This window comes from Isoptericola sp. NPDC057559 (assembly GCF_042801555.1).
Classification (GTDB): Bacteria; Actinomycetota; Actinomycetes; order Actinomycetales; family Cellulomonadaceae; genus Isoptericola.
Window position 1 is genome coordinate 18,293 of the sequence record NZ_JBHVFQ010000017.1, and the last position, 12,925, is coordinate 31,217.

The window sequence follows — 12,925 nt, forward strand, 5'->3', positions numbered from 1 at the left end:
CCCCGCGCGCGGTGGCGGGCCGGGGGCCGGCGGCGGGAGGCGCCCCCCCCCCCCCCCGCCGGGTGGGGGGCACCAGCCCTGTGGGGGGGGGGGGGGGGGGCGCCCCCCCCCCCGCACGACCACCCGCACCGCGGGGCCGGGCGTCGAGCCCGCCCCGCGGGCACCCGGGACGCGAGACACGCGCCCGGCAGGACGACGAGGGAGTGACCGTGACCTGGCTGGACGACCGATCGATGGCCGTGATCACCGGCGCCGCGGTGGGCGACGCGCTCGGCGGTGCCGTCGAGGGCTGGACCCCCGAGCAGATCGAGGAGCGCCACGGGGGCCGGGTGACCGGCATCGTCGGCCCCTGGTACCCGAACTGGCGCGACGCGCGCCCCATCGCGCCGTACCACAAGGGCGACGGGCACATCACCGACGACACCCTCATGACGCGGGCGGTCGTGGAGGTCTACGCCAAGCGCCGCGACCACCTGGACGCGTACTCCGTGGCGGAGGACCTCGTGCCCCTGATGATCGGGGAGCCGCGCTGGATCCCCGAGCTCGAGTCGACCGCCCTGCTGCTCCAGCGGGTGTTCCTCGCCGAGAAGTGGATGGTCGCGCGGCTGCACTACGGGCACGTCGACCCGCGCGAGGCGGGCGTCGGCAACGTCGTGAACTGCGGCGCCGCGATGTACGTCGCGCCGGTCGGCCTGGCGAACCCGGGCGACCCGCGCGGCGCGTACGCCGAGGCGATCGACCTCACGGGCGCCCACCAGTCGAGCTACGGCCGGGAGGCGGCGGGCGTGTTCGCGGCGATGGTCGCGGCGTCGGTGGCGCCGGGCGCCACGCTCGACGACGTCGTGCACGCGGCGCTCGACGTCGCCCACGACGGCACCGCGGACGCCCTGCACGCCGTGGTGGAGGCGTTCGACGGCTGGACCACGGCGCCCGGCACGGACGAGGAGGAGCGCGAGCTCGGCCGCCTGGTGCGCGAGACCGTGGCCCCGTTCGACTCCGTGGGCCCCGCGTACCGGCAGATGTCGATGGACGCGCGCCGCCCGTCGCGGACCAAGTCGATCGAGGAGCTGCCGGCGGCGCTCGGCATGCTGCTCGGGCACCGCGGCGACTACCGCGGGTCGGTCCTCGCCGCCGTGAACTACGGCCGTGACGCCGACTCCATCGCCGTCATGGCGGGCGCGGTGGCCGCGGGCCTCGGCGGCAGCGAGGTCGTGCCCACCGACTGGCTCGACGAGATCGAGGTGGCGAGCCGGATGGACGTCCGCGAGACGGGGCGGCTCATGGCCGCCGCGGCCGCCGACATCGTGCGCGCGGACGCCGAGCGGGCGCGGGCGCGCCTGGCGGGCATCGACGCGCTGGACCTCGACGCCGACACCGAGGCCGCCGGGGCGCGGGCATGAGGCTGACCTGGGCGCAGCCGGAGGACCTGCTCGCGCACGAGCTGGTGCAGTCCGCGGCCGAGGGCAAGGAGACGGCCGACGTCCGCGAGCGCTGGGTGGCGGCCGGGGGAGACCCGGCGCCCGCCGTGAGCGGCGCCGGCCCCGTGCCCGCGACGCCGGAGCTGCGCGCCCTGGCCCGCACCCTGCTCGACGAGCTGGACGCCCGGCCGGCCGCGCCCGCCCCGGCGGAGCCCGACGGGTGGGACGAGATCGTCGCCCTGCTGCCGGCGGCCCCCGCCCTGCCTGGCCCGGGCGCCGACCTCGGCGCCCGCGTGCACGGTGCCTGGACCGGCCGCGCCGCCGGCTGCCTGCTCGGCAAGCCGGTCGAGAAGATCCCGCGCGAGGGCATCGAGGAGATCCTGCGGTCCACCGGCCGGTGGCCCCTGGACCGCTGGTTCACCGCGGTCGGGCTGCCCGACGACGTGGCGGCCCGCTGGCCGTGGAACCGCCGCTCCGCCCCGACCTCCCTCGAGGAGAACATCGACGGGATGCCGGAGGACGACGACCTCAACTACCCGATCCTCGCCCTGGAGCTCCTCGAGGCCCGCGGGCGCGGCTTCACCACCGACGACGTGGCGCAGGTCTGGCTCGACCTCATGCCTGCCGGTCGGGCCTTCACCGCCGAGCGCGCGGCGTACCGCAACATCCTCGACGCGCGGCCCGTGCCCGAGACGGCCACGCACCACAACCCGTTCCGGGAGTGGATCGGCGCCCTCATCCGCACCGACCTGCTCGGGTGGGTGAGCCCCGGGGACGTGCGCGAGGCCGCGCGCCTGGCCTGGACCGACGCGCGCCTGAGCCACACCCGCAACGGCGTGTACGGCGCGATGTGGGCGGCGGCGCTGGGGTCGGCGGCGGTGGTCGCGGGCGGGGTCACCGCGGCGCTCGACGCCGCCGACGCCGTCGTCCCGCCCGGCAGCCGCCTCGCCGCGGCCGTCCGCCTGGGCCGGGAGCTGGGCGCGGCGTCCGACGGCGGCGAGGCCGCCGTCCGCGCCGACCTCGACCGGCTGCACGCCACCTACGGCGACCTGCACTGGGTGCACGTGCTGCACAACGCGGCCGTGGTCGCGTACGCGCTCGAGGCCGGGCGGGGCGAGTTCGGCCCGAGCGTCTCGATCGCGGTGACCGCGGGCTGGGACACCGACTCGGCGGCGGCTACGGTCGGTGGCGTCGTGGGGGCCCTGCGCGGAGCCGACGGGATCGGCGCGGCGTGGAGCGCTCCGCTCGACGGCCGCATCGCGACCTCGCTGCCCGGCGGCGAGCGTCGCATCGACGACCTGGCGGCGCGCACGACGGCGCTCGCGCTCCGCGCGTCCCAGGGCGCGGCGGGCGCGGGGAGCCCCTCGTGAGCGCCGGCGGCCGCGTCGTGGTGGTCGGCTCGGCCAACGTCGACCTGGTGGTGGACGTGCCCCGCCACCCGGGCGGCGGCGAGACCATCCTGGGCGGCGACCTGCGCCGCAGCCCGGGCGGCAAGGGCGCGAACCAGGCCGCCGGCGCCGCCCGTGCGGGCGGCGCGGACACGTCGTTCGTCGGCGCCGTGGGGCGCGACGACGCGGCCGACCTGCTCCTCGCCTCGCTCCGGCGGGCCGGGGTGCGCACCGACCTGGTCTGGCGCCTCGACGTCGCGACGGGCACCGCGCTCATCACCGTCTCCCCGGACGGCGAGAACGCGATCGTCGTCGCCCCGGGAGCCAACTCGCGCCTCGCGGTCGAGCGGCCGCAGGCCGAGCGCATCGCCGCGGCCGACGTCGTCCTCGCGCAGCTCGAGGTGCCGCTCGACGTCGTGCTCGCCGCGGCGCGGGAGCGCCGGGCGGGCGTGCCGCTGGTGCTCAACGCCGCGCCGTCCCGCGCCCTTCCCGACGCGCTCTGGGACGCCGTCGACGTCCTGGTGGTGAACGAGCACGAGGCGGCCGACCTCGCTGGAGACCTGGAGGCCGACGCGGTGGCGGACCCCGAGGCGCTCGGGGCCGCGCTGCTGCGGCGGGTGCCGGCGGTCGTGATCACCCTCGGCGGCGCGGGCAGCCTCGTGGCCCGCCGCGGCACGCCGCCGGTGCGCGTGCCCGCGCACCGGGTCGAGGCCGTCGACACCACGGGTGCGGGCGACGTGTTCTGCGGTGTCCTCGCCGCCGGGATCGCCCGGGGCGAGGACCTGGCCGCGGCCGCCCGGCTCGCGGCCGCCGCGGGCGCGCTGGCGGTGACGCGCCGTGGCGCGCAGGACGCCGTCCCGGCCGCCTCGGAGGTGGCCGCCCTCGCGGCCTCCGGGGCCGGCTGAGCCTGCCGGCCGCACCGCCGCACCGCACCGCCCCCATCGTCCCCGGTCCGTTCCCGGACCCTCGGAGGAAGCAGTCATGACGTACACGTTCGACCCCCTGGTCCCGCGGCCGATCGACCGGCCCACCGACGTGCCCGCCGGCGGGCCGCTGACCCCCGAGCAGAGCGTCGCGCTCGACGAGGCGAAGATCTTCGTGGGGCCCGCGGACCCGGCCGACCGCCCGGCCTGGCGCGAGCGGCTGGCCGCCTGGCGCTCGGACGCCCGGGAGCGGCACGGCTACACGGGGGTCGCCTACGACCGCCCGGAGGCGGCGTGGGCCGCGGAGTGCCGCACGGTCGCGCAGGTCTGGCTGTGGGACGAGCTGCTGTACTCGTTCGAGGAGCGGCGGTTCACGCCGGAGCGCTTCCTCGCGGACGCCGCCGAGCGCTTCGCCGGGCTGGACGCGGTCGTGCTGTGGCACGCCTACCCGGTGATCGGGATCGACGACCGCAACCAGTGGGACTTCTACCGCGACGTGCCCGGCATCACCGGTCTGGTGTCCGCGTTCCACGCCGCGGGGATGCGCGTGTTCGTCGACTACAACCCGTGGGACACGGGCACGCGGCGCGGCGAGGACGACCTCACCGAGCTGGCCGCGCTGGTCCGCGACCTGGGCGCGGACGGCGTCTTCCTCGACACGCTGAAGAAGGCGGAGCCGGAGCTCGTGGCCCGCCTGGAGGCGGCGCGCCCCGGCATCGTGCTGGAGGGCGAGTCGAAGCTGCCGGTGGAGCGCATCGAGGACCACTCGTCGTCGTGGGCGCAGTTCTTCGCCGACTCGCCGGTGCCGGGCGTGCTGCGGGCGCACTGGTACGAGCGGCGGCACATGCAGCACCACGTGCGGCGCTGGCACCGCGACCACTCCGAGGAGCTGCAGTCCGCGTGGCTCAACGGCGTGGGCGCCATGGTGTGGGAGGTCGTCTTCGGGGTGTGGGTCGGCTGGTCGGCCCGGGACGCCGCGACCGTGCGCCGCATGGTGCGGGTGCAGCGCGAAGCGGGCGAGCTGCTGCTGCGCGGCGCCTGGACACCGCTCGCGGAGCTGGCGCCGCGGGCCGAGGCCGCCGGCGTGTACGCGTCGCGGTGGGAGGCCGACGGCGTGACGCTCTGGACGCTGGTGAACCGCGGCGACGAGGACTACGCGGGCCCGGTGCTCGCCGACGGCGACGAGCGCGTCGTCGTCCCCGCGCGCGGCATCGCCGCGCTGGTGCGCACCGCCCCCGACGCCGGGCGGCCCGGGGCGACCGGGCCCGCGTGGGCCGCGCGGCTGCGCGCCGTCGTGGACGGGCTCGACTCCGCCGACGGCGACCCGCACCACCCGGACGCGCGCTTCCCGCACCGCGTCGCCCGGCGGCTGCGCCCCGCGGCGCCCGCGGGGATCGGGCCGGGCGCGGGCGCCGGTCCGGGCACCGACGCCGTCGTGCTGCCCGCCGGGCCGTACGTCCTCACCGTGCGCCACCGCGCCCGCGAGACCGGCATGTACCAGGGCGCGCCGTACGTCGACGAGTGGAAGCCGCTGCCCCCGCGCCTGCACGACGCCCGCACGCTGCAGCGCGACGGCGAGCTGGCCGCGCCCGTGGCCGTCGCGCCCCGCGAGGTGACGAACGCGCAGTTCGCGGCGTTCGTCGACGCGACCGGGTACGCCCCGGCCGAGCCGCACCGCTTCCTCGCGCACTGGTCCGACGGCCGTCCCGTCCCGGGCACCGAGGACGAGCCGGTGACGTTCGTCGACCTCGACGACGCGCGCGCGTACTGCGCGTGGCGCGACGGGCGGCTGCCCACCGAGGACGAGTGGCAGCTCGCGGGCGGCGAGCCGGGCTTCGGCCGCGGCGCCCCCGCGGTGTGGGAGTGGACCGAGAGCGAGCACAGCGACGGCCGCACCCGGTACGTCATGATCAAGGGGGGCAGCGACTACCGCGCCGACGGCTCGGACTGGTACGTCGAGGGCGGCCGGCACGCGCCCGACTACGCGGTGAAGCTGCTGCTGCCCGGCCTGGGCCTCGCGCGCGGCGCGACGGTCGGGTTCCGGTGCGCCTGGGACCTGCCCGACGCGCTCGGCCTGGTGGACACGACGGAGGTGACCCGATGACCGTCTCGCGCGACGCGGCCGCCGGCGCGCTGGCGGGGCTGCGGGTCGTCGACGCGTCCACGCTGTTCGCCGGCCCGATGGCGGCGATGCACCTGGGCGACATGGGCGCCGACGTCGTCAAGGTGGAGCACCCGGCGAAGCCCGACCCGTCGCGCACGCACGGCGCGGCGAAGGACGGCGTCAACCTGTGGTGGAAGACGCTCGGGCGCAACAAGCGCACGATCACCGCGAACCTCGGCAGCCCCGGCGGTCGCGAGGTGTTCCTCGCGCTCGCGGAGACCGCGGACGTCGTGATCGAGAACTTCCGCCCCGGCACCCTGGAGCGGTGGGGGCTCGGCTACGACGAGCTGTCGGCCCGCAACCCCGGGCTGGTCCTGGCGCGGGTGAGCGGCTTCGGCCAGGTGGGCCCCTACCGCACGCGGCCGGGCTTCGGCACCCTCGCGGAAGCGATGAGCGGGTTCGCGGCGATGACGGGGGAGCCCGACGGCCCGCCCACCCTGCCGCCGTTCGGCCTGGCCGACGGCGTCGCCTCCCTGGCGACGGCGTTCGCGGTCATGGTCGCGCTGTCCACGCGCGAGCGCACGGGCCGCGGGCAGGTGGTCGACACCGCGATCGTGGAGCCGATCCTCGCGATGCTCGGTCCGCAGATCACCCGCTGGGACCAGCTGCGCACCGTGCAGCCGCGCTCCGGCAACCGGTCGGCCAACAACGCGCCGCGCAACACCTACCGCACGAGCGACGGGCACTGGGTGGCCGTCTCCACGTCGGCCCAGTCGATCGCCGAGCGGGTCATGCGGCTGGTGGGCCGCCCCGAGCTGATCGACGAGCCGTGGTTCGCCCGCGGCGTCGACCGGGCGCAGCACGCCGACGAGCTCGACGACGCCGTCGGCGGCTGGATCGCCGGGCGCACGCGGGACGAGGTGGTCGCCGCCTTCGAGGAGGCGCAGGCCGCGGTGGCGCCGATCTACGACGCCCGCGACATCGTCGACGACCCGCAGTTCCGTGCCCTCGGCACCATCCACGAGATCGACGACCCGGAGCTGGGTCCGCTGCTCATGCAGGGGCCGCTGTTCCGGCTGTCGGGCAACGACGGCGTCATCCGGCACACGGGCCGCGCCCACGGCGCCGACACCGACGCCGTGCTCGGCGAGCTCGGGTTCGACGCGGAGCGCGTCGCCGCCCTGCGGGCCGAGGGGGCCGTATGACGACGTCCGCGGCGGCGTCGACGATGCCGCCGCTCACCCTCCTGTACGTGCCGGCCGACCGGCCCGACCGGGTCGGCAAGGCGCTCGCGTCGGGTGCCGACGCGGTGCTCGTGGACCTCGAGGACGCCGTGGCGCCCGCCGCCAAGGACGCCGCGCGCGGCCACCTCGCCACGGTGCTCGCCGATGCGCCCGCGCCCGCGCACGCGGCCGCGGGCGCCGGCGTCGCCGGGCCCGCGGTGCAGGTGCGCGTCAACCACGCGGGCACCCCGTGGCACGCCGCCGACCTCGCCGCGGTCGCGGAGCTGCCGGCCGCCGTGGGCGTGCGCGTGCCGAAGGTGGAGTCGGCCGACCAGGTGCGGGACCTCGCGGCGGCGCTGCCCGGCCGCGCCCTGCACCTGCTGCTCGAGACGGCGCTCGGCGTGGAGCGGGCGTTCGACCTGGCGACCGCGTCGCCGCAGGTCGCCTCGCTCGGGCTGGGGGAGGCCGACCTCCGGTCCGACCTGCGCGTGGACGACGAGACCGGGCTGGCCTGGGCGCGCGGCCGCGTGGTCGTCGCCGCGCGGGCCGCGGGCCTCCCGGCCCCCGCCATGTCCGCCTGGACGCACGTGCGCGACCTCGACGGCCTCGCGGCGTCGTGCCGCGCCGGCCGCGCCCTCGGGTTCTGGGGCCGGACGGCGATCCACCCGGCCCAGCTCGCGACGATCCGCGCCGCGTTCGCCCCGGCGGAGGCGGAGGTCGAGCGCGCCCGGGAGGTCGTGCGCGCCGTCGCCGACGCCGCCGCCGCCGGGACGGGCACCGTGGTCCTGGCCGACGGCACGTTCCTGGACGTCGCGATGGTGGAGCGCGCCCGCTGGACGCTGGCGCTCGCGGGGCGGGCGGCCGGCCCCGAGGCCTGACGCGCCGACGGGCGCCGCCCGCGCCGGGTGGCGCAGACTCGGGGCATGGGCCCACGCCGCTTCCGCTGGGTGCTGCACGTCGACCTCGACCAGTTCCTGGCCGCGGTCGAGGTGCTGCGGCGCCCGGAGCTCGCCGGGCGGCCGGTGATCGTCGGCGGCCGGGGCGACCCGACCGAGCGCGCCGTGGTGTCCACCGCGTCGTACGAGGCCCGGGCGTACGGCGTCGGGTCGGGGATGCCGCTGCGGGTCGCGGCCCGCAAGGTCCCGGACGCGGTGATCCTCCCCGTGGACCGCCCGGTGTACGAGGCGGCGTCGGGGCACGTGATGGACACGCTGCGCGGGCTCGGCACCGTGGTGGAGGTCCTCGGCTGGGACGAGGCGTTCCTCGGGACCGACGTCGAGGACCCGGAGGCGTTCGCCCGCCGCGCGCAGCGGGCCGTGCTCGACGCCACCGCGCTGCACTGCTCGGTCGGCATCGGCGACACCAGGGTCCGCGCGAAGATCGCCACCGGGTTCGGCAAGCCGGCGGGCGTGTACCGGCTCACGGCCGAGAGCTGGACCTCGGTGATGGGCGAGCGGCCCGTCGTCGACATGTGGGGCGTGGGCTCGCGGGTGGCCCGGCGCCTCGCGGCGCACGGCATCGGGACGGTGTCGCAGCTCGCCGCCGCGGACGAGGCCGTCCTGGTCGGCGAGTTCGGGCCGCGGATGGGCGCCTGGTACGGGGAGCTGGGGCGTGGGGAGGGGTCCGCCGTCGTCGACGACACCCCGTGGGTGGCCCGCGGGCACAGCCGCGAGACCACCTACCAGCGCAACCTCACGACGCCCGAGCAGGTCACGGCCGCGCTGGGGGAGCTGGCCGCGCAGGCGCACGCGGACACCGAGGCCGAGGGGCGGCCGGTGTTCCGGGTGGGGCTGAAGGTGCGCTACGCGCCGTTCTTCACCCGCACCCTCTCGCGCAAGCTGCCCGCGCCGACGCGCTCGCTCGACGAGGTGACCGCGGCGGTGCTCGACCTCGCGGCCGGGCTGGAGCCCGGCCGCGAGGTGCGGCTGCTCGGCGTCCGCGCCGAGATGGTCATGCCCTCCGGCGGCGCGGGCGCCGGGAGCACGCCGGTGCGCGGGCGGGTCTGAGCCGGGGCCCCGACCGGGTCAGCGGGCCCAGGACCGCTCCGGCACGAGCCCGAGCCGGTGCAGCTCGTCGGCCACGATGCCGGCGTACACCGACGCGCCGTGCTCGGAGGTGTGGGTGCGGTCGCCGTTCTCCCGGACGAGGTAGAGCGGCTGGGCGTCCGTGGGGCCGAGGCTCTCGACGAGCTCCTTGCTCCGCGCCGTGAGGTCGACGAGGTCCACGCCCAGGTCGGCCGCCACCCCGCGCATCTCGGCGGGCAGGTCGGTCTCGCCCGTGACGAGGAGGCCCGTCGGGTCGAGCCGGTCGCCGTCGAACCGCAGGCGCACGATCGGCGTGACCAGGACGGGCGTCGCGCCCGTGGCGCGCGCCCGGCCGACGATCTCGGCGAGGTTCGCCCGGTACTGCGCGGCGGTCGTCGTCTTGTCGTTGTGCGCGAGCTGCACCAGGAGGACGTCGCCCGGGCGCAGCTGCGGCACGAGGGCGTCGAGCATCTCCGGCTCCGCCAGCGCCGAGACGGTGCTCTCGCCGGAGCCCGAGTGGTTGACCACGCTCACCCCGAGGCGGAAGCGGGCCGGCAGGCGCTGTCCCCACCCGGTGTACGGGGCGGCGCCCTGGTCGGTGACCGTGGAGTCGCCGAGCAGCGCGAGGCGCGGGGTGCGCTCGTCCGCCGCCCGGATCCCGATCCCGGCGACGCGCGGGGCGTCCCCGCCGAACGTGAGCGTGAGCCCGGGGGTGCCGTCGCCGGGGGGCAGGTTCTGCTGGCTCTCCGGGTCGCGGACGTTCACCGTGAAGGTGCGCCGCACCACCTCGCCCTCGTCCGTGTCGACGGCGTCGACCATGAGGCGCCGGGCCTCCGCCAGCACCTCGGTGCGGGCGGCGGCGTGGCGGTCCCCGAGCAGCACCGTGACGTCGTAGTGGCCGGGCGGCAGGTCGGGGTAGGTGCACACGACCGGCCCGGCCCCCGTGCACGCCTCCAGCAGCGCGGGGTCCGGGCGGGGGGCCGCGAGCCCGGGCCGCCCGGTGGCGGCCGGCGCGGACGCCGTCGCCGGGGCGGCGGCCCCGACCGCGAGGGTGGTCGCGGCGCAGAGGGCCGCCGTCGTCGCCCGCCACGGGCGCCGGGCGGCGCTCACGCGAGCCGCTCCCCGACGAGGGCGAGGCACTGGATCGCCGCCAGCCCGTACTGGGCCGACGCGTTCGAGGAGAAGTCGGCCTCGTCGACGGCGCGCAGCACCGCCGGCGGCTCGACGCGCCGGGTGCCCCAGTCCATCCCGTCGGGGTAGCCCGCGTGCCCCGTGGCCAGCTCCGTCCAGGCGCGCGCGGCGAGCGCGTCGTCGTCCAGCCGGACGGCGGCGTACGCCGTCGCGCGGGAGTACGCCTGCTTGAGGTTGAGGCTGCCCCAGTCCGCGCCGGTGGCCTCCTTCTGCTCCGCCTTGGTGCCGTTGTACAGGCGGCAGAACTCCACCCAGCGCGCCTCGACCTCGGGCTCGTCGACGAGGTCGAGCAGCTCCGTCATCACCTCGACGAGGCCGAACACGGAGCTGAGGCTGCCCACGGACACCGTCTTGTCGGGCCCCGAGCTGAAGGTCGCGGACTCCAGGTCGTAGGTGGCGTCCGCCTGCACCCACGCGTTCGGCAGGGCGGAGACGGAGCGGGCCCCGGCCAGCAGGCGCTCGCGGGCCCGCGGGTCGCCGCCGCGCTCCCACTCGGTCAGCCACGCGCCGGCGATCGCGCCCCAGTCCGTGGTCTTGCTCAGCGGCAGGGCTGCGGGGTCCGGGTCGTACCCGCCCGTGGAGCCGTCGACCTTGCGGCCGGCGTTGAGCACCAGGTAGGTGCGGTCGGAGTCGACCAGCTCGCGCAGCAGGTCGCCGGAACGCTCGTCACCGGTGAGGAAGTAGACGAAGCGCCGGTAGCTCGCGTTGCTGATGCGCACCTGCTTGGCGCTGTCGCCCCAGTGCTGGACGCCGTGCCGCGTGCCCAGGCCCTTCCACTCGCCGAGGTGGTACACGTCCACCTCGCCGGTGTGCCGGCTCATCGCCTCCGCGAAGCGGAACGCGGCGGCGTCGCCGGTGCGCAGGTAGTGGTACCAGAGCCACAGGTCGGTGGAGAGCTCGGAGTTGTCCCAGGCGTAGCCGCCCACGTCGTAGCGCCACTGGTGCCGGTCGCCGTCGTAGGAGTGCATGACGTCGCCGTAGTCCCAGAACCCGTACCAGGAGCGCTGGTCCACCTGCTCGAGGTGGTAGCGGTGGATGGCGTCGAGCCGGTCCTCGATCGTGGCCCGGGCGGGGGTGGACCGGTCGACGGGCGACCAGGAGCCGAACACGCCCGCGGCGTGGTTGTGCTGGGGGCTGCTCGCGGGCAGCGGCGGGGTGGCGGTGGCCTCCGCGAGCTCGGCGAACCGCGCGGCGGTCGGCGTGGCCGGCAGCGCCCAGAACATCAGCTCGGTGGTGCGCGCGACGCCGTAGGGGGTGCCGAACCCGGGCTCGTAGTCCTCGTAGGTGATCTCGAGGGCGTCGAGCTGCTCGGGGTAGGTGTCCTGGCCCATGCCGTCGTGGTAGAAGCGCAGGTCCATCGCCTCGGCGCGCGGCGACCACATCCAGACCGTGGCGTCGGCCTCGTCGGTCGCGGCGCCCGTGACCTCCAGCTCCGTGGGGTGCAGCTGCCAGAAGTTCCGCATCCCGAAGGCCAGGCCACCCGCCGGGGTGCCCACGTAGCCCAGGCCGGGCGCGCGGCCGCCGGCGTCGACCCGGATCCACGCGTGCCCGGCGCCGGTGCGCTTGCGGATCTCGAAGCCGTGGGCGTTGAGCTGGGCCAGGCTGTGGTCGCCCCACGCGGGGATCCAGTGCAGCCGCGAGGTGACCCGCTGGTCCCAGCCGGCCGGGTCGGGCAGCGCCCGGCCGGCCACCTGCGCCTCGCGCACGGCCTCGCCCGGGTCGCGGCGCAGGCCGGTGACGCCGCGCACGGCCTCGGCGAGCACGCCGCCGTCGGGCCCCGCGAACCGCACGTGCCGGTCGTAGAGCTCGCCGCGCATCGGGACGGTGAAGCGGACCCCGAGCCCCGTGACGAAGTCGGTGTCCTCGTCGCCGTCGACGAAGAACGTGTGCACCAGCCGGATCCCGTCCGAGCCCGCGAACAGCGCGAAGCGCAGCACGAACGGCAGCCACTCGCGGCGGCCCTTGCGGTGCACGCCCTCGACCTTGACGACGGCGCGCACCGGGCCGGACTGCTCCACGGTGACCTCGCGGACCGTCCCGGAGAAGGCCTCGAAGGACAGCGCGCCGCCGCGGTCGGTGTCGGGGGAGTCCTGCCGCTGCACGACGAGGCGGCCGTCCTTCGCGACCACCTCGCCGCCGCGCCGGATCTCGCGCACGACCTTGTCGCCCTGCCGGCCGAACTCCACCTGCACGACGCCCGTGTCGACCACGACCTTGCCCGGGTTCTCCCGCACGGTGACCGCGTGCTCTCCCCGGGCGGGTGCCCCGGGCGCGAGGCGGTAGGAGGCGTCGCGGGGCGCGGCGTCGGCCACCGCGTGCGCGGTCCACTTGACGGAGCCGTCGGGCCACCAAGCCGTGGTCCAGGTCTGCACCGGCACGGCCTCGCCGGCGGCGGTGGTGAGGGCGAACTGCTGGTCGCCGGGCAGGGCCCCGCGCGGCCAGGGCACGCCCCAGGTGGCGCCGCCGGCGAGGGCGGCGGGGGTACCGCCCTCGAGCCAGCGGACGTCGACGGGGGCGTGCCCGGCGAGCGCCGCGGCGGCGGGCGCGGCCGCGGCGCTCGCGGCGCGAGGCCCGGCGGCGGCGACCGCGCCCGCGGTGAGCGCGGACGTGAGGGCGGAGGTGAGGACGGTACGGCGGCTGACGTCGACCACGAT

At 77.3% G+C, this 12,925-nt stretch carries 9 protein-coding genes; 7 read left to right on the top strand and 2 right to left on the bottom strand.

Going from position 1 to position 12,925, the window contains the following annotated elements:
* Positions 1–209 precede the first annotated feature (209 nt).
* The 7 genes from ACFU5J_RS15430 to ACFU5J_RS15460 all read left to right on the top strand — a co-directional run bounded on the left by ACFU5J_RS15430 (position 210) and on the right by ACFU5J_RS15460 (position 9,062).
* On the top strand, positions 210–1,400 hold the full coding sequence (locus ACFU5J_RS15430) for an ADP-ribosylglycohydrolase family protein (protein WP_430575809.1): 1,191 nt from the start codon (positions 210–212) through the stop codon (positions 1,398–1,400).
* Positions 1,397–2,788, top strand: coding sequence for an ADP-ribosylglycohydrolase family protein (locus ACFU5J_RS15435; RefSeq protein WP_430575808.1), 1,392 nt, complete (start codon positions 1,397–1,399; stop codon positions 2,786–2,788). The genes ACFU5J_RS15430 and ACFU5J_RS15435 overlap by 4 nt, the downstream gene beginning before the upstream one ends.
* Positions 2,785–3,711, top strand: a complete 927-nt coding sequence (locus tag ACFU5J_RS15440; RefSeq protein ID WP_430575807.1) for a ribokinase — start codon at positions 2,785–2,787, stop codon at positions 3,709–3,711. The genes ACFU5J_RS15435 and ACFU5J_RS15440 overlap by 4 nt, the downstream gene beginning before the upstream one ends.
* Before the next feature lie 76 nt (positions 3,712–3,787).
* Complete coding sequence (locus tag ACFU5J_RS15445; RefSeq protein WP_430579308.1) at positions 3,788–5,833, top strand: formylglycine-generating enzyme family protein; 2,046 nt, start codon at positions 3,788–3,790, stop codon at positions 5,831–5,833.
* Positions 5,830–7,038 carry a CaiB/BaiF CoA transferase family protein gene (locus ACFU5J_RS15450; protein ID WP_430575805.1) on the top strand — a complete coding sequence of 403 codons (1,209 nt, stop codon included), beginning with the start codon at positions 5,830–5,832 and terminating at the stop codon, positions 7,036–7,038. Before ACFU5J_RS15445 ends, ACFU5J_RS15450 begins: the two co-directional genes overlap by 4 nt.
* The gene (locus ACFU5J_RS15455; protein ID WP_430579309.1) at positions 7,035–7,934 is read left to right on the top strand and encodes an HpcH/HpaI aldolase/citrate lyase family protein; all 900 of its coding nucleotides are present in this window, start codon (positions 7,035–7,037) and stop codon (positions 7,932–7,934) included. The genes ACFU5J_RS15450 and ACFU5J_RS15455 overlap by 4 nt, the downstream gene beginning before the upstream one ends.
* Before the next feature lie 45 nt (positions 7,935–7,979).
* Positions 7,980–9,062: a DNA polymerase IV gene (locus ACFU5J_RS15460; RefSeq protein ID WP_430579310.1), complete on the top strand. Its 1,083-nt coding sequence runs from the start codon at positions 7,980–7,982 to the stop codon at positions 9,060–9,062.
* An 18-nt stretch (positions 9,063–9,080) separates the two neighbouring features.
* On the opposite strand, the gene ACFU5J_RS15465 is transcribed toward ACFU5J_RS15460, so the two are convergent.
* Together ACFU5J_RS15465 and ACFU5J_RS15470 are read right to left on the bottom strand one after the other, a co-directional pair.
* Positions 9,081–10,190, bottom strand: a complete 1,110-nt coding sequence (locus ACFU5J_RS15465) for a rhamnogalacturonan acetylesterase (RefSeq protein ID WP_430579311.1) — start codon at positions 10,188–10,190, stop codon at positions 9,081–9,083.
* On the bottom strand, positions 10,187–12,922 hold the full coding sequence (locus ACFU5J_RS15470) for a Tat pathway signal sequence domain protein (RefSeq protein ID WP_430579312.1): 2,736 nt from the start codon (positions 12,920–12,922) through the stop codon (positions 10,187–10,189). Before ACFU5J_RS15470 ends, ACFU5J_RS15465 begins: the two co-directional genes overlap by 4 nt.
* Positions 12,923–12,925 lie beyond the last annotated feature (3 nt).

What these genes read in the sequence shown, in the direction of transcription:
- ACFU5J_RS15460 (WP_430579310.1), top strand. Translation starts at nt 7,980, where the DNA reads ATGGGCCCACGCCGCTTCCGCTGGGTGCTGCACGTCGACCTCGACCAG.
- ACFU5J_RS15445 (WP_430579308.1), top strand. Translation starts at nt 3,788, where the DNA reads ATGACGTACACGTTCGACCCCCTGGTCCCGCGGCCGATCGACCGGCCC.
- ACFU5J_RS15450 (WP_430575805.1), top strand. Translation starts at nt 5,830, where the DNA reads ATGACCGTCTCGCGCGACGCGGCCGCCGGCGCGCTGGCGGGGCTGCGG.
- ACFU5J_RS15455 (WP_430579309.1), top strand. Translation starts at nt 7,035, where the DNA reads ATGACGACGTCCGCGGCGGCGTCGACGATGCCGCCGCTCACCCTCCTG.
- ACFU5J_RS15435 (WP_430575808.1), top strand. Translation starts at nt 1,397, where the DNA reads ATGAGGCTGACCTGGGCGCAGCCGGAGGACCTGCTCGCGCACGAGCTG.